Origin of the sequence: Janthinobacterium aestuarii, from assembly GCF_046113285.1 — a bacterium.
GTDB lineage: Bacteria > Pseudomonadota > Gammaproteobacteria > Burkholderiales > Burkholderiaceae_D > Janthinobacterium.
The window spans coordinates 5,435,730-5,453,717 of sequence record NZ_CP142524.1 but is presented as its reverse complement, the minus strand read 5'-3'; the positions used below and the strand labels follow the sequence as shown (position 1 = coordinate 5,453,717).

General features: G+C 60.7%; 21 protein-coding genes. 17 read left to right on the top strand and 4 right to left on the bottom strand.

Annotated elements, in window-relative coordinates; genetic code table 11:
* Nucleotides 1-132 precede the first annotated feature (132 nt).
* Nucleotides 133-564 (top strand): hypothetical protein, encoded by a 432-nt coding sequence (locus OX462_RS24525; protein ID WP_121668442.1) that lies wholly within the window; start codon nt 133-135, stop codon nt 562-564.
* A gap of 86 nt (nt 565-650) precedes the next feature.
* Entirely contained in the window at nt 651-1,295 is a 645-nt protein-coding gene (gene coq7 / locus OX462_RS24520) for a 2-polyprenyl-3-methyl-6-methoxy-1,4-benzoquinone monooxygenase (protein ID WP_070222718.1), read from the top strand.
* A gap of 15 nt (nt 1,296-1,310) precedes the next feature.
* On the opposite strand, the gene OX462_RS24515 is transcribed toward coq7, so the two are convergent.
* A complete protein-coding gene (locus OX462_RS24515) occupies nt 1,311-2,270 on the bottom strand; it encodes an IS110 family RNA-guided transposase (RefSeq protein WP_083289991.1) in 960 nt (319 codons plus the stop codon).
* A 462-nt stretch (nt 2,271-2,732) separates the two neighbouring features.
* On the bottom strand, nt 2,733-3,155 hold the full coding sequence (locus OX462_RS24510; RefSeq protein ID WP_070289996.1) for an OsmC family protein: 423 nt from the start codon (nt 3,153-3,155) through the stop codon (nt 2,733-2,735).
* Between the two features lie 225 nt (nt 3,156-3,380).
* Here OX462_RS24510 and rplM point away from each other — a divergent pair, with 225 nt between their 5' ends.
* The 5 genes from rplM (at nt 3,381) to erpA (ending at nt 6,356) form a co-directional block, all read left to right on the top strand.
* Nucleotides 3,381-3,809 carry a 50S ribosomal protein L13 gene (gene rplM, locus OX462_RS24505; protein ID WP_010393282.1) on the top strand — a complete coding sequence of 143 codons (429 nt, stop codon included), beginning with the start codon at nt 3,381-3,383 and terminating at the stop codon, nt 3,807-3,809.
* A gap of 9 nt (nt 3,810-3,818) precedes the next feature.
* The gene (rpsI, locus tag OX462_RS24500) at nt 3,819-4,211 is read left to right on the top strand and encodes a 30S ribosomal protein S9 (protein ID WP_010393285.1); all 393 of its coding nucleotides are present in this window, start codon (nt 3,819-3,821) and stop codon (nt 4,209-4,211) included.
* Nucleotides 4,212-4,381: 170 nt separating this feature from the next.
* Nucleotides 4,382-5,419 (top strand): N-acetyl-gamma-glutamyl-phosphate reductase, encoded by a 1,038-nt coding sequence (gene argC, locus OX462_RS24495; protein ID WP_070312424.1) that lies wholly within the window; start codon nt 4,382-4,384, stop codon nt 5,417-5,419.
* A gap of 90 nt (nt 5,420-5,509) precedes the next feature.
* Nucleotides 5,510-5,899 (top strand): bactofilin family protein, encoded by a 390-nt coding sequence (locus OX462_RS24490; RefSeq protein ID WP_070290243.1) that lies wholly within the window; start codon nt 5,510-5,512, stop codon nt 5,897-5,899.
* A 94-nt stretch (nt 5,900-5,993) separates the two neighbouring features.
* Nucleotides 5,994-6,356, top strand: a complete 363-nt coding sequence (gene erpA, locus OX462_RS24485; protein ID WP_029496047.1) for an iron-sulfur cluster insertion protein ErpA — start codon at nt 5,994-5,996, stop codon at nt 6,354-6,356.
* 169 nt (nt 6,357-6,525) lie between these two features.
* Here erpA and OX462_RS24480 read toward each other — a convergent pair whose 3' ends face one another.
* Both OX462_RS24480 and OX462_RS24475 read right to left on the bottom strand, forming a co-directional pair.
* On the bottom strand, nt 6,526-7,620 hold the full coding sequence (locus tag OX462_RS24480; RefSeq protein WP_409027266.1) for an anhydro-N-acetylmuramic acid kinase: 1,095 nt from the start codon (nt 7,618-7,620) through the stop codon (nt 6,526-6,528).
* 146 nt (nt 7,621-7,766) lie between these two features.
* Nucleotides 7,767-9,134 carry a M23 family metallopeptidase gene (locus OX462_RS24475; protein WP_409027265.1) on the bottom strand — a complete coding sequence of 456 codons (1,368 nt, stop codon included), beginning with the start codon at nt 9,132-9,134 and terminating at the stop codon, nt 7,767-7,769.
* A gap of 154 nt (nt 9,135-9,288) precedes the next feature.
* Between OX462_RS24475 and tyrS the strand changes: the two genes are divergently transcribed.
* The 10 genes from tyrS to ruvB all read left to right on the top strand — a co-directional run bounded on the left by tyrS (nt 9,289) and on the right by ruvB (nt 17,977).
* Nucleotides 9,289-10,554 carry a tyrosine--tRNA ligase gene (gene tyrS / locus OX462_RS24470; RefSeq protein WP_409027264.1) on the top strand — a complete coding sequence of 422 codons (1,266 nt, stop codon included), beginning with the start codon at nt 9,289-9,291 and terminating at the stop codon, nt 10,552-10,554.
* Nucleotides 10,551-10,997 (top strand): D-aminoacyl-tRNA deacylase, encoded by a 447-nt coding sequence (gene dtd / locus OX462_RS24465; RefSeq protein WP_121668446.1) that lies wholly within the window; start codon nt 10,551-10,553, stop codon nt 10,995-10,997. The genes tyrS and dtd overlap by 4 nt, the downstream gene beginning before the upstream one ends.
* A 33-nt stretch (nt 10,998-11,030) precedes the next feature.
* The gene (locus tag OX462_RS24460) at nt 11,031-11,663 is read left to right on the top strand and encodes a YbhB/YbcL family Raf kinase inhibitor-like protein (protein WP_409027263.1); all 633 of its coding nucleotides are present in this window, start codon (nt 11,031-11,033) and stop codon (nt 11,661-11,663) included.
* Between the two features lie 3 nt (nt 11,664-11,666).
* Nucleotides 11,667-12,311 (top strand): histidine phosphatase family protein, encoded by a 645-nt coding sequence (locus tag OX462_RS24455; RefSeq protein WP_409027262.1) that lies wholly within the window; start codon nt 11,667-11,669, stop codon nt 12,309-12,311.
* Between the two features lie 121 nt (nt 12,312-12,432).
* On the top strand, nt 12,433-13,485 hold the full coding sequence (dusB, locus tag OX462_RS24450; RefSeq protein ID WP_230506368.1) for a tRNA dihydrouridine synthase DusB: 1,053 nt from the start codon (nt 12,433-12,435) through the stop codon (nt 13,483-13,485).
* 168 nt (nt 13,486-13,653) lie between these two features.
* The gene (locus tag OX462_RS24445; RefSeq protein WP_008445162.1) at nt 13,654-13,887 is read left to right on the top strand and encodes a helix-turn-helix domain-containing protein; all 234 of its coding nucleotides are present in this window, start codon (nt 13,654-13,656) and stop codon (nt 13,885-13,887) included.
* Between the two features lie 107 nt (nt 13,888-13,994).
* Entirely contained in the window at nt 13,995-15,581 is a 1,587-nt protein-coding gene (gene purH / locus OX462_RS24440) for a bifunctional phosphoribosylaminoimidazolecarboxamide formyltransferase/IMP cyclohydrolase (protein WP_070290015.1), read from the top strand.
* Between the two features lie 180 nt (nt 15,582-15,761).
* Complete coding sequence (gene ruvC / locus OX462_RS24435) at nt 15,762-16,301, top strand: crossover junction endodeoxyribonuclease RuvC (RefSeq protein WP_058050917.1); 540 nt, start codon at nt 15,762-15,764, stop codon at nt 16,299-16,301.
* Nucleotides 16,302-16,336: 35 nt separating this feature from the next.
* Nucleotides 16,337-16,915, top strand: coding sequence for a Holliday junction branch migration protein RuvA (gene ruvA, locus OX462_RS24430; protein ID WP_070222695.1), 579 nt, complete (start codon nt 16,337-16,339; stop codon nt 16,913-16,915).
* Nucleotides 16,916-16,921: 6 nt separating this feature from the next.
* The gene (ruvB, locus tag OX462_RS24425) at nt 16,922-17,977 is read left to right on the top strand and encodes a Holliday junction branch migration DNA helicase RuvB (protein ID WP_034749202.1); all 1,056 of its coding nucleotides are present in this window, start codon (nt 16,922-16,924) and stop codon (nt 17,975-17,977) included.
* Nucleotides 17,978-17,988: the final 11 nt, after the last annotated feature.

Here is a 17,988-nt window from a genome sequence, read left to right as displayed (position 1 = left end):
AACGGTGAACAACGAGAGTAGCATGCAAAAAATGTAACTTGCAAGGTGGAAATATCGTTTGGTCTATTGAAAAAAACAGCATCTTCATGCAAGCTGGCCCGGTGGCGCCGGCGGACGGCGCGGGAGAGCGTAATGCAAACGATCGATCAGGCGATGCAGGACAAGGTATTGGCCGTGGCCCGCGCCGGCATGACCAGTGCCGAAGCCATCGGTTTCTTCCGCGTCAGCCTGGGACTGTACTATCTGGCCGGACTGATGACGGAAGAAACCCTCGATTTCAAGCAGATCGACGCGAAGTACAACCGTTTTATTTACCACTCGCTAGGTGGCGGGCACAGCATCGCCAGCGTGCTGCAATTCATGAGCGGCGAGAAAGTCTTGCGCGTGCTGCAATCGGAGCGTTTTCGCGCCGCGTTTGCCGAATACTGCCCGGACATTCCCGTCGACAGCATTTCTTTTCTGATTTCACTGAACCTGGGCGTGGCGAAAAGCCTGTCCGGGCTCGATGCCGTCGGCCCCGTGGTGGACTGGATCGAGCAGGAAAAAGCGCGCACAGGTCAATAAAGCCCCGTTCGGCCCGCGCGCGGCGTGGGGACGGCTGGCCCTGATCGTCCTATAATTCATGTTTTCCCTTACATGAATAGCCCACGATGACCGCGAACCGCCATTTTGACCCCCTGGATCGTTTGATTGTTGGCGCCGACAAGGCCTTGCGCGTCATCGCGGGCGTGGCTTCGGCCTCGCGCCCCACGCCGGCCGCGCATGCGCCCGATGCGGAGCTGAGCCCGGCCGAGCAGCGCCACAGCGCCGGCTTGATGCGCGTCAACCATGTGGGCGAAGTGTGCGCGCAAGCCTTGTACAACTCGCAGGCGCGCTATGCGCACAGCCCGGCCATCCGCGCCCAGTTCGACGAGGCGGGACGCGAAGAGGAAGACCACCTGGCCTGGACGGCGCAGCGCCTGACGGAGCTGGGCTCGCGTCTGAGCCTGCTCAATCCCCTGTGGTATGCGGGTTCGTTTGCGCTGGGCACCATCGCCGCACGCATGGGCGACGGCCGCAGCCTGGGTTTTGTGGTGGAAACGGAACGCCAGGTGGAAGCGCACCTGGCCAGCCACCTGCAGGAATTGCCGCCGCAAGACGCCAAGTCGCGCGCCATCGTCAAGCAGATGGCCATCGACGAGGTGGAACACGGCGCCGCCGCCCAGCGACTGGGCGCCATCGATACGCCAGCGCCCGTGAAGGCGTTGATGGGCCTGATGGGGAAGGTCATGACCAAGACGGCGTATTACTTGTAGATACTGTTATCCCCGTCAAGCGGCGTGCAAGGCCGGATCAAATATTTTTCCCGACCTGAGCACGCCGAATGCCACGTGCACCAGCTTGCGCATCATGGCGCCGATGATCAGCTTGGGCGCTTTGCCGGCGTCACGCAGACGCTGACCGAAGCGCTTGCCCCAAGGCGTCTTATGCACTGCCACCATGGCCGGCATGTACAGTGCCTTGCGCAGGAAACTGTGGCCGACCTTCGACATGCGTGGCTTGCCACGCACGCTGGAACCTGACTCGTGCTGGCGCGGATCGAGGCCCGCAAACGCCACCGCCTGCTTGGCGCTGTCGAAGCGCTCAGGATTGGCGTAGTAGGACAGCAGCACGGGAATCGTGCGCTCGCCCAGGCCAGGGATGCTATCGAGCAATTCGCGCTTGCCGCGTAAATCCGGGTCGTCATCGATATGACGGCGGATCGCCAGGATCAGCGCCTTGATCTCGGCGTCGAGCCAGGCAATATGATCCTCGATACCCTGGCGTACCGCCGCGCGCGCCACTTCAAGCCGGTTGCTTTCCTGCTGGCGCATCGCTTGCAAGGCATCGAGGCGCAGCACCAGCGCGCGCAGCGATTGCTCGGCCGGCGATGGCGCCTGCCAGGGCTCTGGCTGGCGTTCATGGGCGAAGTCGGCGATCAGCTGTGCGTCGACCTTGTCGGTCTTGGTGCGCACCAGGCGTGAAGCGCTGAAGGCCTTGATCTGGGCCGGATTGATGACACTGACCACCATGCCAAGTCCAGCGAGATATTCGGCAACCCCTTCCCAATACGTGCCCGTCGCTTCCATGCACACCCTGGGGCTGCCGGCAGCATGCTTCAGCAGCCATGCGTGGAGCGCGGTGAATCCTTGACGGTTGTTCTCGACAACCTTGTTACGATGCTTGCCGTTGGGCAGGCGCAGCGCGCAGTCGAGCTTGGCCTTGGCAACGTCGATTCCTAAATTAAACATGCTGTGGTCCTCTTGCGATCTACCTTGCAAATGCGGGCTAACCGGCATGCCGGTGCCAAAGATACTGTCCGATCTTGACATGGAGGATGGGTAACTGGTGCGAGATCTACGGAGCTGGCTCGGGGCCTAAGGGCGGATACGGCATCCAGTTACCCGGTCTTGATATGCCTACCAAGATTTTGACAGCGGTCGATACCGTTCGCAATACCACGAACGGCATGAGGGGAATAATACAAGGTCGGATTAGCGCGGCAATGCCGCGCGTAATCCGACACATTGTTGGCGTTACGGGTGTCGTCGGATTACGCGCTCACGCGCTAATCCGACCTACTCCTCGATGATTTCGAAGGAATGCGTAATTTCCGCAGTCGGCGTAGGTCGGATTAGGCCGCAGGCCGTAATCCGACAACATTGTTGGCGCCGGCGGTGTCGTCGGATTACGCGCTCACGCGCTAATCCGACCTACTCCTCGATGATTTCGAACGAGTGGGTGATCTCTGCGGTTTTCGCCAGCATGATCGACGCCGAGCAATATTTGTCATGCGACAATGAAACGGCCCGTTCCACGGCCGTCGGTTTCAGGGCCTTGCCCCGTACCGTGAAGTGGAAGTGGATCTTGGTAAAGACTTTCGGATCGGTGTCGGCGCGCTCGGCCTTCAGGGTCACTTCGCAGCCGTTGACGGCTTCGCGGCCCCGTTTCAGGATCAGCACCACGTCATAGGCGGTGCAGCCGCCCGTGCCCAGCAAGACCATTTCCATGGGGCGTGGCGCCAGGTTGTGGCCGCCGCCATCGGGCGCGCCATCCATGGTCACCAGGTGGCCGGAACCGGTTTCTGCCCGAAAACTCATGCCCGACGGGCCATTCCAGCTGACTTTGCATTCCATCGTACTCTCCGAAAATTGTAAGCGTTTTGTATTGTAATAGAGGAATGCTCATCCATGTGCCGGCCGCCAGCCCGCAGCCGGTCTGCATCGTGGCTTGACGCGGCAGGGCAAAGCCGCTTATACTTGTCGGCTTTCCGTTCGCTCAGGAAAAGTAAATAAGGCAGAGTCCGCACAGCAACATCGGCGGAACCACCATTTGAGCGTGTAATCTATTAGGAAGTCAACATGAAAACATTTTCCGCTAAAGGACATGAAGTCCAGCGCGATTGGTTCGTGGTTGACGCGACGGACAAAGTCCTCGGACGTGTTGCCAGCGAAGTGGCACTCCGACTGCGCGGCAAACACAAACCAGAATTTACTCCTCACGTCGATACCGGCGACTTCATCGTCGTCATCAACGCAGGCAAACTGCGTGTGACCGGTACCAAAGCTACTGAGAAAATTTACTACCGTCACTCTGGCTATCCAGGCGGCATCTACGAAACCAACTTCCAGAAAATGCAACAGCGTTTTCCAGGTCGCGCGCTTGAGAAAGCGGTCAAAGGCATGCTGCCTAAAGGCCCACTCGGCTACGCAATGATCAAGAAGCTGAAAGTGTACGCGGAAGGTTCCCATCCGCACGCTGCTCAGCAACCTAAAGCACTTGTTCTCTAAGGAACTGACATGATCGGTAATTACAATTATGGAACCGGCCGTCGCAAAAGTGCAGTGGCTCGGGTTTTTATCAAAGTTGGCACAGGCTTGATCGTTGTTAACGGCAAACCAGCAAACGAATACTTTTCGCGCGAAACGGGTCTGATGGTCATCCGTCAACCTCTGGAACTGACCGGCAATGTCGAGCGTTTCGACATCAAAGTCAACGTCCATGGCGGCGGTGAGTCGGGCCAGGCTGGTGCAGTTCGTCACGGCATCACCCGCGCTCTGATCGACTACGATGCAGCGCTGAAACCGGAACTGGCGAAAGCCGGCTTCGTGACCCGCGATGCACGTGAAGTCGAGCGTAAAAAAGTTGGTCTGCGCAAAGCACGTCGCGCAAAGCAATTCTCGAAGCGTTAATTTCTACGCTACAGCACCTTGCGGGGTGCTGGTCGAAAAGCCGCTGGACTTCGGTCCCGCGGCTTTTTTGCATTTCAGCGTGACTCTGCGTTGCGCTGTAAAATACGCGGAAAACCCGCAGGGGGAGCGTTTCCCTTCATCTTTATGCAATCTATACACAAGGAAAGAACATGATCAAAGTTGGCATCGTCGGCGGCACTGGATACACGGGCGTGGAGTTGCTGCGCTTGCTCGCTACCCATCCAGATGTCGAGTTGACGGCGATTACCTCGCGCAAGGAAGATGGCTTGCCCGTTGCCGACATGTATCCTTCCCTGCGTGGCCACGTCAAGCTGGCGTTTTCCTCGCCGGACAAGGCGAACCTGGAGCAGTGCGACGTGGTCTTCTTCGCGACCCCGCATGGTGTTGCGATGGCGCAAGCACCAGCCCTGCTGGCCGCCGGCGTGAAAGTCATCGACCTGGCCGCTGACTTCCGCCTGAAAGACCAGGCCAAGTTCGAGCAGTGGTACAAGATTCCCCACACGGCCCCCGAGCTGATAGCCGAGGCCGTGTACGGCTTGCCGGAACTGAACCGCGAAGACATCAAGCAGGCAAAGCTGATCGCCAACCCCGGTTGCTACCCGACCACCATGCAGCTGGGCTTTTACCCGCTGCTCAAGGCGGGTCTCGTCAATGCGGGCGGCTTGATCGCCGACTGCAAGTCGGGCGTGTCCGGCGCCGGCCGCAAGGCGGAAATCGGCATCCTGTTCTCGGAAAGCAGCGACAGCTTCAAGGCCTATGGCGTGGCCGGCCACCGCCACCTGCCGGAAACGACGGCGCAACTGCAGCGTTTCACGGATGAGAAAGTGGCGCTGACCTTCACGCCGCATCTGGTGCCGATGATCCGCGGCATGCATTCGACCCTGTACGCGCAGCTGAACAAGGATGTCAGCAATGAAGAATTGCAAGCCTTGTTCGAAACGCAATACAAGGACGAGCCTTTCGTCGACGTGATGCCATTCGGCTCGCACCCGGAAACCCGTTCCACGCGCGGCTCGAACATGCTGCGCCTGGCCTTGCACCGCCCTGAAGGCGGCAATACCGTCATCGTGCTGGTGGTGCAGGATAACCTGGTCAAGGGCGCTTCGGGCCAGGCCGTGCAGTGCATGAACTTGATGTTTGGCTTGAAAGAAACGGCAGGTTTGCAACATATCGCCTTGCTGCCGTAAAAATAGGCAGCCGTGCTTGCGCGGGTCCGGCGCCTTTTTGCCGGACCTGTGCTAAATTGGACTGCCACGTATACCAACAGGATGACGTTCATGTTCGAGCGCAACGCGAAAAACCCCATCGACACCCTGATTGGCGCTTCCACGCGGATCGAAGGCGACTTGCTGTTTTGCGGCGGCTTGCGCATCGATGGCCATGTGCGCGGCAACGTCACGGGCGAGGCGGGCGAGCCCACGCATATAGTGCTGGGCGAGGCAGGGCGCATCGATGGCGAGGTGCGCTGCTCCAGCCTGGTTGTCAGCGGCGAGATCAATGGCCCTGTGTATGTGTCCGAAATGCTTGAAATCCAGCCCAAAGCCCGCATTGTAGGAGAGGTCTATTACAAGGTGCTGGAAATGCACAGCGGCGCATTGGTGCAGGGCAAGCTCAGCCGCCACGACAGCGCCGACCCCGTGCTGCACCTGGCCGTATCGGAAATGTGAGCAGGAACAACACCGGCCAACCGCCTCTGCGGCCGCCGCAGCGCGAGTTGTGCCAACAGTCTATAATGAGGCTATGTTTTCTGAGGAGTCTGAAATGAATGCAGTCGCTGAAATGCAAGATGTGATCCCTTCGCCTATCATCTTTACCGATAGCGCCGCTGAAAAAGTCGCGCAGCTGATCGAAGAAGAAGGCAATCCCGACCTGAAATTGCGCGTCTTCGTGCAGGGCGGCGGCTGTTCCGGCTTCCAGTATGGCTTCACCTTTGACGAAATCGTCAACGAAGATGACACCACCATGGTCAAGAACGGCGTCCAGCTGTTGATCGACTCCATGAGCTACCAGTACCTGGTCGGCGCGGAAATCGACTACAAGGATGACCTGGAAGGCGCGCAGTTCGTGATCAAGAATCCGACGGCTACCTCCACCTGCGGTTGCGGTTCGTCGTTCTCGGTATAAGCTGGCACACCTGAGAAAACGTCCATGGCGGCGTTGCATTGCCTCGCCGTACTCTTCGTACTGTCTTTGGCAATGCACCTTGCCCTGAACGTTTTTCAGGCGCGCCGGTTTACAGGCGCAATATAAAAATAGCGGATCATCGATCCGCTATTTGTGTTTCTGCGCCCGCTTAGCGCGGGTAGAGCGCGCCCAGCACCCGCAAGCCCTGCGCACCCGTCACGGCCGGCAAGTTGCCCGGCTTGCGCTGTGTAAAGCGCCAGGCCAGCCAGGCAAACGCCAGCGCTTCGACCTGGCTGGGTGCAACGCCCAGCGCTTCCGTCGATTCCACCGCCATGCCCGGCAATTCCCGGGCCAGCGCCGCCATCAGGCTCGCGTTCTGCGCGCCGCCGCCGCACACATACACGGTTTCCGCCTGCGCCCCGTCGCGTGCGATGGCCTGCGCCAGGCTGGCGGCCGTCAGCTGCGTCAAGGTCGCCTGCACGTCGGCGGCTTGGGCGCCACGGTGATTCGCCAGCTTGCCTTGCAGCCAGTCGGCGTGGAACAGGTCGCGGCCCGTGCTTTTCGGTGCCGGCAAGTCAAAATAGGGATCGTCGAGCAAATCCGCCAGTAGGGCAGGCAAGACTTTGCCCGTGGCGGCCCAGGCGCCATTGGCGTCGTAGGGCTGGCCCAGGTGCTGCAAGACCCAGCCATCCATCAGCGCGTTGCCGGGGCCCGTGTCGTAGCCCGTTACCGTGCCGTCCGCGTGCAGCACGCTGATATTGCTGATGCCGCCGATATTGGCCAGCACGCGCGTGTGGCCTGGCAAATTGAAAATGGCCTGGTGAAAAGCGGGCACCAGCGGCGCGCCCTGGCCGCCGGCCGCCACGTCGCGGCTGCGCAAGTCGGCGATGACGTCGATGCCCGTCAGTTCCGCCAGCAGGGCCGGGTTGTTCAACTGGCGCGTAAAGCCCAGCTCGGGGCGGTGGCGGATGGTCTGGCCATGCGCGCCGATGGCGGCGATGGCGTCCGGGCCGATGCCCGCGTCGCTCAACAGCAGGGCGACGCAGTCGGCGTAATGGCGCACGAGCTGAGTGGCCGCCAGCGCTTCGCGTTCGATTTCATTCTGGCCGGCACTTTGCAAGGCCATCAGGTCGGCGCGCAGGCTGGCCGGAAAGGGAATGTAGGCGTCGCCCAGGCTGCGCGTGCCGCCATCGTCGGAAAAGTCGACCAGCGCGCCGTCGACGCCATCGAGGCTGGTGCCAGACATCAGACCGATATACAGCATGGGGTTGTCCTTGAATGCATAAGTGATGGGGTGCATTGTGCCGCATTTGTGCCGTGCGTAACAGCACGCGGGAAAAAACAAAGGCACCGGCCATCTGCATGGGCGGTGCCTTTATGGGTTGCCCGAAGGCAGTGTTGCAATGTCGTTTAACGCGACGCCAGTGCCGTGTCGTTCGGACGCAGCAGGGTGAAGCGGTGCATCATGTCGGCGGAGACCATGCGGAAGCGGCTCAGCTCGGCGGCCGTCAATGGCGCCTGGGCTTGTACGTTCAGCTTGCTTGGATCTTGTGCCACGCCGCCGACGCGGAATTCATAGTGCAAATGGGCGCCCGTGGACCAGCCGGTGGTGCCGACGTAGCCGATCACATCGCCCTGGCTGACTTTTTGACCTTTTTTCAGGCCCGAAGCGAAGCGGCTCATGTGGGCGTAGGCGGTGCTGTAGTTGGCCCAGTGTTTCAGAACAACAACATTACCGTAGCCGTTCTGGCTGCCGACGGAATCGACCACGCCGTCACCGGAAGCGCGGATAGGCGTGCCCGTTGCTGCGGCGAAATCGATGCCCTTGTGCGCTTTCCAGTTGCCGGAAATCGGGTGCACGCGCATGGAGAAGCCGGACGAGATGCGGGAAAATTCGAGGGGGGATTTCAGGAAGGCTTTTTTGAGGGACTTGCCGTCGAAACTGTAGTAACCGCCGCCTTGCTTGCTGGCTGGGTCTTCGAACCAAACGGACTGGTAAGTCGTGCCGCGGTTGGTGAATTCACCGGCCAGGATGCGGCCCGCTCGGACAAATTCGCCATCTTGCCAGAATGTTTCGTAGACAACATTAAACGAGTCGCCGCGTTTCAGGTCGGAGCGGAAGTCGATATTGGTCGAGAACATTTCCACGATTTGCGCGGAAATCGAGTCTGGCAGGCGGGTACCGTCCAGGCTGGAGTCGGTGGCGGCGAACAGGGTGGAAGTAATCTTGCGCGCGTGCATTTCAACGCGGCGCTCCAGCTGGGCTGCCACTTCCGTGGCCACGAACTTGTCGCCCTTGCGGGTGATCAGGATGTTCTTGACCGATTTGTCGGTGCCGTCGACGAGGGTGGCGCGCATCCAGTTGAGGTCGCCGTTTTCGGTCGTTTGCGCTTGCACGCGCTTGCCCGATTTCAGCAACATCACGCCGCGCGCGATCTTGTCGGTTTTGATGAAATTGGCGGCCGCCGGATCATCCACGCCGAGACGGGTCAGCAGGGTGGCGAGGGTATCGCCAGCGCGGACTTTTTCTTCGTGGGTGAAATTCTGGTCTACCTGTTCCATCGCGGAAATTTGCGAGGAGAGATCAGGCATTTCCAGGTTCTGGGCGATGGACGTGACCGGCAAGTCCGATGCGTCGGGCGCCATGGGCGACACAGCGACCGCGCCGAAGGCGGCCACGGCGAGCAGCACCGCGGATGCGCCAATAATGCGCGCCTTGCGTGTCGTCGTCAGCTGTGTGTACAAGCGTGAGCCTGTGATTTTATGTATAGGGTTCATGCAATCAGTTAAAATTTGCCCTTGAACGATACCTGAACTAGTGCTCTTTGTTATTGTTATTTTGGTTCGTTTTCATACGGCAAGATTGATGGGATCGAGCATTATAGCAAACTCCGCAAACCTACCACCATTTTGAGATTTATAGTCAAATTTTATGGAAATCAACACCACCGCATCGCCTACAAAGGCTAACGCCGCTCAGACCGCGCTTCCACTGTCGGACAGAGTACAAGAAGCCCTCGCGATTACCAAGCGTGGCGTCGACGAACTCTTGATCGAAAGCGAATTTGCGCAAAAATTAGCGCGCTCCGAGAAAACTGGTGTTCCACTGCGCATCAAACTGGGCCTGGACCCGACTGCACCCGACTTGCATCTGGGCCACACTGTCGTGCTGAACAAGATGCGCCAGCTGCAAAACCTCGGCCATCAAGTCATTTTCCTCATCGGCGATTTTACTTCCATGATCGGCGACCCTTCGGGCCGCAACGTCACGCGCCCGCCGCTGACCAAGGAACAGATCGAGATTAACGCGATGACGTATTTCGCGCAAGCATCTTTAGTGTTGGATGCCAGCAAGACGGAAATCCGTTATAACTCCGAGTGGTGCGATCCGCTGGGCGCGCGCGGCATCATCCAGCTCGCTTCCCACTACACGGTGGCGCGCATGATCGAGCGCGACGACTTCACCAAGCGCTTCCAGGGCGGCATTCCGATTTCCGTGCATGAATTCCTGTACCCGCTGATGCAAGGCTACGACTCGGTGGCCCTGAAATCGGACCTGGAACTGGGCGGCACGGACCAGAAGTTCAACCTGCTGGTGGGCCGCGAACTGCAAAAGCAGTACGGACAGGAGCAGCAGTGTATTTTGACCATGCCGCTGCTGGAAGGTTTGGATGGCGTGGAAAAAATGTCCAAGTCGAAGAATAACTACATCGGCATCACGGAACCGGGCAACACCATGTTCGCCAAGCTGATGAGTATTTCCGACGTCATGATGTGGCGCTACTACGAGCTGCTGTCGTGGCGCTCGATCGCCGAACTGGCCCAGCTGAAGCGCGAAGTCGAGGAAGGGCGCAATCCGCGCGACGCCAAGGTTGCGCTCGCGCAAGAAATCGTCGCCCGTTTCCACTCGCAGCAGGCGGCCGAAGATGCGCTGGCCGACTTCGTCAACCGCTCGAAGGGCGGCATTCCCGACGATATTCCGGCAGTGACCCTGGCCGGCGCCCCGCTGGGCATCCCGCAATTGCTGAAACAGGCGGGCCTGTGCCCGTCGACGTCGGAAGCCATGCGCAAGATCGACCAGGGCGGCGTGCGCATCGACGGCACCGTCATCAGCGACAAGGGCCTGCAATTGGCGGCCGGCGAATTCGTGTTGCAAGTTGGCAAGCGCAGTTTCGCGCGCGTCACCTTGACGGCATGATCGCGCTGCTGCAGAGAGTCACGCAGGCGAAAGTCGACGTCGGCGGCGCCACCGTCGGCGCCATCGACGCCGGCCTGATGGTGCTCGTGTGCGCGGAGCGGGGCGATACGGAAAAGGAAGCGGACGCCCTGCTGACCAAACTGCTCGGCTATCGCGTGTTTGCCGACGAAGCGGGCAAGATGAACCGCAGCGTGACGGACGTGGCCGGCGGCTTGCTGCTGGTGCCGCAGTTCACCCTGGCGGCCGACACCAAGTCCGGCACGCGCCCGTCGTTTACGCCGGCCGCCGCGCCGCAGGATGGCTTGCGCCTGTTCACGCATTTCGTGGACCAGGCGCGCAGCCGCCATGCGACCGTGCAAACGGGGCAGTTCGGCGCCGACATGCAGGTGTCGCTCACCAATGACGGCCCTGTCACATTCTGGCTGCAGGTGAACGCTAAATAAGCGTCAAACAATAACTATAAAGAGGAGCAAGCGATGAAATTGTGGAGCGAGACGTTTCGTGATGGCGGCCTGATGCCGGCCGACTATGCTTTTGCCGAGATCGATCCGGCCAGCCGCGTGCGCCTCGCCGGCAACCGCAATCCCCATCTGGCCTGGGACGAGGTGCCCAACGGCACCGAGTCGCTGGCCCTGTTCTGCATCGATTCCGATGCGCCGCAAGACGCCCGCCTGGCCAACCGCGACGACCAGTCCCTGCCGCTGACGGCGCTGCGCGGCGACTTTTATCACTGGAGTTTGCTCGACTTGTCGCCCGCCATGCGTTCTATTGCCGCCGGCGAATTTTCCAGCGGCGTCACGCCGCGCGGCAAGGCTGCAGGTACTGGACTGCGCCAGGGCATCAACGACTACACGGGCTGGTTTGCCGGCGACGCCGCCATGGCCGGCGATTATTACGGCTATGATGGCCCGTGCCCGCCGTGGAATGACGAGCGCATCCACCACTATATTTTCCGCCTGTATGCGCTCGACGTGCCGCGCCTGGAGCTGCCCGAGCGTTTTACGGGGCAGCAAGCCCATGCCGCGCTCTACGGCCACATCCTCGACGAAGTCCAGCTCGTCGTCGCCTACTCGCTCAACCCCGAGTTGGCACTTACCCTGAAGAAATAACGCATGAGCACCACGATTTTATTGATACGCCATGGTGAAACGGCCTGGAATGCGGGCCGCCGCCTGCAGGGCCATATCGACATCGCCCTGAACGAGGCGGGCCTGGCGCAAGCGGCCGCGCTGGGGCAGGCGCTGGCCGACGAAGCACTGGCCGCCATCATCGCCAGCGATCTGCAGCGCGCGCAGCAGACGGCGCAAGCCGTTGCTCAGTTGAAAGATTTACCCGTGCAGACCGACCCCTTGCTGCGCGAGCGCTGCTATGGCGCTTTCGAAGGCTTGCTGTATGCAGACATCGCCGCGCGCTATCCGCACGAGTATGCGCAATGGCAATCGCGCCAGATCGACGCCGTGATGCCGTCGGGCGAGCGCCAGGCCGAGAGCTTCCGCCAGTTCTATGCGCGCGCGAATGGCGCCATCGCCCGCTGGGCCGAACGCTATGACGGCCAGACGATCGCCATCGTGGCGCACGGCGGCGTGCTCGAGTGCGCTTACCGCGAGGCGGTCGGCATGACGCTCGACAGTCCGCGCGACTTCCAGGTCAAAAATGCCAGCGTCAACCGCTTCTCGTATGCGGACGGCAAGCTGCATTTAGTGCACTGGGGAAATATCGAGCACCTGAGCGCGCCCGCGATGGACGAGCTGGGGTAAGAGTGCCCTAAGCGACGGCGCCATCCTCACTCTGACGCACTGATCCAAAAAAATAGTGCTTATTAAATAGGCAGGGAATCGGTTAAAATAGCAGGTTCCTCCGTCCATTCCAGGTTCTTCAGTGCAAATCGGCCCTCACATTCTGCGCAACAATGTTTTCGTCGCTCCCATGGCGGGCGTGACGGATCGGCCTTTCCGCCAGTTGTGCAAGCAGCTGGGTGCCGGCTATGCCGTGTCGGAGATGGCGGCGTCGAATCCGCGCCTGTGGGCAACGGAAAAAAGCGCGCGCCGCACGGATCACGACGGCGAAATGGAGCCGAAAGCCGTGCAGATCGCCGGCGCCGATCCGCAAGACCTGGCCGACTGCGCCAGGTTCAACGTGGACAGGGGCGCGCAGATCATCGACATCAACATGGGGTGCCCCGTCAAAAAGGTGTGCAACAGCTGGTGCGGTTCGGCCCTGCTGCAAGATGAAAGCCTGGTCGAAAAGATCCTGCACGCCGTCGTCAACGCCGTCGACGTGCCGGTCACCCTGAAGTTTCGCACGGGCTGGAACCGTTCCAACAAGAATGCCCTGACCATCGCCCGCATCGCCGAGCAAGCGGGCATCCAGATGCTGACCCTGCACGGCCGTACGCGTGCCGATGGCTACAAGGGCGATGCCGAATATGAAACGATTGCCGCCGTGAAAGCCTCGGTGGGCATTCCCGTGGTGGCCAACGGCGACATTACCAGTCCGGAAAAGGCCCGTTTTGTGCTGGATCAAACGGGCGCCGATGCCGTCATGATCGGCCGCGCGGCGCAGGGCCGGCCGTGGATTTGCCGCGAGATCGACCATTTCCTGCGCACCGGCACCTTGTTGCCGGCGCCGTATGTGGATGAAGTGCGGACCTTGATGGACGAGCATTTGCGCGCCCATTATGCGTTTTATGGCGAGTTTCTCGGCGTGCGCACGGCGCGCAAGCACATCGGCTGGTATGTCAAGGATCTGGAAGGCGGCGAAGCGTTCCGCCAGGAAATGAACTTGCTGGAGTCGACGGATGCGCAGTTGCTGGCCGTCGATCAATTTTTTGAGTCGCAATGGAAATTTGGCGAACGGTTACAATATCGCCTCGCCGAATCCAGTGAAAGTGGCCTGATCGATGCGATCAAACCTGCGGCCACGGCAGCATGAGCAGATAGCAACAAGCAGGGTAAATCAGTTAGCAGCAGTACAAGGGCGAACGCCTATACAGAGCGTCATGCAATATTAATTACAACACCGAGGCAAGAGGGCAGCACGCGGACCGCATGAGCGACGCGGCGCCGGATGGCCAGGTGTTCAGCCGGTTGAAGCATAAAAATGAGCAAAGAAAGCATTCAGGAAGTCGTACAGAAAAGTCTAGAAGATTACTTCAATGACCTGGGCGAACAGCAAGCATCGAATATCTACGACATGGTCGTGCTGACCGTGGAAAAGCCCATCCTGGAAGTCGTGATGACACGCGCCGATGGCAACCAGTCGCACGCCGCGCAGATGCTGGGCATCAACCGCAATACCCTGCGCAAGAAATTGCAGGAGCACGGTTTGCTGTAATGCCGGCATGCAAGTGACGCCAAGATTTGAATCCGCCGCAGCGGGCCCGGCCTGATAGCTGACTGTTGCGCCATTCGCCAAGAACACTTAACCACCTAGCCACAGCCATGATCAAACAAGCTCTCCTCTCCGTTTCCGACAAGACCGGCGTTCTCGACTTCGCCCGCGCCCTGTCCGCCCTCGGCGTCAACCTCCTGTCCACCGGCGGCACCGCCAAATTGCTGGCAGACAACGGTGTTCCTGTCACGGAAGTTGCCGATTACACGGGTTTCCCGGAGATGCTCGATGGCCGTGTGAAGACCCTGCACCCGAAAGTGCACGGCGGTATCCTGGCGCGCCGCGATTTCCCTGAGCACATGTCGAAACTGGTCGAGCACGACATGCCGACCATCGACATGGTGGTGGTCAACCTGTACCCGTTCCAGGGCACGGTCGCCAAGGCCGATTGCACGCTGGAAGACGCGATTGAAAACATCGATATCGGCGGCCCGACCATGCTGCGTTCGGCGGCCAAGAACCACAAGGATGTGGTCGTCATCTGCGACCCGACCGACTACGACGCGGTGCTGGCGGAAATGCGCTCGGCCGATGGCCAGGCCGGCGACGTCAGCTATGACACCAAATTCATGCTGGCGAAAAAAGTCTTTGCGCACACGGCGCAATACGACGGCGCCATCACCAACTACCTGACCAGCCTGGGCCCGACGAAGGTGCACGCCGAGCGCGGCGCCTATCCGCAAATCCTGAACGTTGCCTTTGAAAAAGTGCAAGACATGCGCTACGGCGAGAACCCGCACCAGAGCGCCGCCTTCTACCGTGACCTCGTCGCCACCGATGGCGCGCTGGCCAACTACCGCCAGCTGCAGGGCAAGGAATTGTCGTACAACAACATCGCCGATGCCGATGCTGCCTGGGAATGCGTGAAGAGCATGGGCGGCTTCGAGCAAAGCGCCGCCTGCGTCATCGTCAAGCATGCGAACCCGTGCGGCGTGGCCCTGGGCAAGAACGCAGCGGAAGCGTACGCGCGCGCCCTGCAGACGGACCCGACCTCGGCATTCGGCGGCATCATCGCGTTTAATACCGAACTGGACGGCGCCACCGCCGGCGAAATCGCCAAGCTGTTCGTCGAAGTGCTGATCGCTCCATCGTTCTCCGCCGAAGCGAAACAAATTCTGTCGAGCAAGCAAAACGTGCGCATGCTGGAAATCCCGCTGGGCAGCGGCGTACACGCCATGGACTTCAAGCGCGTCGGCGGCGGCTTGCTGGTGCAATCGCCGGACGCGAAAAACGTCGGCATCGGCGACTTGCGCGTGGTGAGCAAGCTGCAGCCTACGCCGCAGCAACTGGCCGACCTGATGTTCGCCTGGAAAGTGGCGAAATTCGTCAAGTCGAACGCCATCGTTTTCTGCGGCAATAACATGACCCTGGGCGTGGGCGCAGGCCAGATGAGCCGTATCGACTCGGCCCGCATCGCTTCCATCAAGGCGCAAAACGCGGGCTTGTCGCTGACCGGTTCCGTGGTGGCGTCGGACGCCTTCTTCCCGTTCCGCGACGGCCTCGACGTCGTCGTCGACGCGGGCGCGACTTGCGTGATCCACCCGGGCGGCTCCATGCGCGACCAGGAAGTGATCGATGCGGCGGACGAGCGCGGCGTCGTGATGTTGTATACCGGAACGCGTCACTTCCGTCATTGATAGTGAAGAGAGTAGGTCGGATTAGCGGGGCCGAAGGCCGCGCGTAATCCGACAAGCGCAGTTGGCGACGCATGTCGGATTACGCGTACCGCTAATCCGACCTACAGCTCTCGATAAGGTACTCAGCGGCAGGCACCGGTTATTCACCGGTGCCTGCCGTATTCATTATAGAATCTGGCGATGATTATTCTTGGCATCGATCCTGGCCTGCGCACGACCGGCTTTGGGGTCATTGAAAAACACGGCAACAAGCTGCGCTATATCGCGTCGGGCACCGTCAAGACGGGTTCCGAAGGGGAATTGCCGCCGCGCCTGAAGGTCATCCTGCGGGGCGTGAGCGAAATCGTCGGCACCTACCAGCCCGATTGCGCGGCCATCGAAAAAGTGTTTGTCAACGTCAACCCCCAATCGACCTTGCTGCTGGGCCAGGCACGGGGCGCGGCCATTTGCGCGCTGGTCCACGCCGACCTGTCGGTGGCCGAATACACGGCCCTGCAAGTGAAACAGGCCGTCACGGGCCACGGCAAGGCGGCCAAGGAGCAGGTGCAGGAGATGGTTTCCCGGCTGCTGTCCTTGCCCGGCTTGCCCGGCACGGATGCGGCCGATGCGCTGGGCGTGGCCATTTGCCATGCCAACAGCATCGATGCGCTGGCCATGCTCGGCGCGCTGGCGCCGCAACTGCAGGGCTTGCGCATGAAGCGCGGCCGCCTCGTTGGATAAAGCATCAATCTGAAATTTAACATTAGGAACACGCGATGATAGGCCGTCTCTCCGGTATTTTGCTTGAAAAAAATCCGCCACAATTGCTGGTCGATTGCCAGGGCGTCGGCTATGAAGTCGACGTGCCGATGAGCACCTTTTACAACCTGCCCCACGTGGGCGAAAAAGTCGTGCTGTTCACGCACCAGGCCATCCGCGAAGATGCGCATTTGCTGTTTGGCTTCGGCAATGCGGCCGAGCGGGCCGTGTTCCGCCAGTTGATCAAGATCACGGGCGTGGGCGCGCGCATGGCCTTGTCGATTCTCTCGGGCATGACGATTGCCGACCTGGCGCAAGCGATCACCCTGCAGGATTCCGGCCGCCTCGTGAAAGTGCCTGGCATCGGCAAGAAGACGGCCGAACGGCTGCTGCTGGAATTGAAGGGCAAGCTGGGGGCCGATATCGGCGCCGGCGGCGCGCATGCGGCGCCCGATGCGCAATCGGACATCTTGAACGCGCTGGTCGCGCTCGGCTATTCCGACAAGGAAGCGCTGGCCGCCGTGAAAAACGTGCCGGCCGGAAGCGGCGTGTCGGACGGCATCAAACTGGCGCTGAAAGCGCTGTCGAAAGGCTGATAGGGCATGAGCATCCAGACCGACAGCTTCACGGAACAGCGCATCATCGACGCGGCGCCCATCTCGCACAACGAAGAGGCGATCGAACGGGCCTTGCGCCCGAAGCAGCTTGACGAGTACGTGGGACAGGAAAAGATCCGCGACCAGCTGGAAATCTTCATCACGGCCGCGCGCCAGCGCAAGGAAGCGCTCGACCATACCTTGCTGTTCGGCCCGCCTGGCTTGGGCAAGACGACCCTGGCGCACATCATCGCGCGCGAAATGGGCGTCAATCTGCGCCAGACCTCCGGCCCCGTGCTCGAGCGCCCGGGCGACCTGGCGGCAATCCTGACGAACCTGGAAGCGAACGACGTCCTGTTCATCGATGAAATCCACCGCCTGTCCCCCGTCGTCGAAGAGATTTTGTATCCGGCGCTTGAAGATTATCAGATCGACATCATGATCGGCGAAGGCCCGGCCGCCCGCTCCGTCAAGCTCGATCTGCAACCGTTTACATTAGTCGGCGCCACCACGCGCGCCGGCATGCTGACCAATCCGCTGCGCGACCGCTTCGGCATCGTCGCCCGGCTGGAGTTCTACAACACGGGCGAATTGACGAAGATCGTCACGCGCAGCGCGGCCCTGCTGAAGGCGCCGATCGACCCGGAAGGCGCGCATGAGATTGCCCAGCGCGCGCGCGGCACGCCCCGCATCGCCAACCGCCTGCTGCGCCGCGTGCGCGATTTCGCCGAAGTCAAAAGCAATGGCGAGATCACCAAGGTGGTGGCCGACCGCGCGCTGGCCATGCTGGACGTCGATTCCGCCGGTTTCGACGTGATGGACCGTAAATTGCTCGAAGCCGTGCTGTTCAAGTTCGGCGGCGGCCCCGTCGGCATCGGCAATCTGGCCGCCGCCATCGGCGAAGCGGCCGATACCATCGAAGATGTGCTGGAACCGTACCTGATACAGCAAGGTTTCTTGCAGCGCACGCCCCGTGGCCGTGTCGCCACGCCGGCCGCTTACCTGCACTTCGGCGTCAGCGCGCCGCGCATGGGCCCGGGCGGCGAAGCGTGGGAACTGTGATGGCGGAAGCG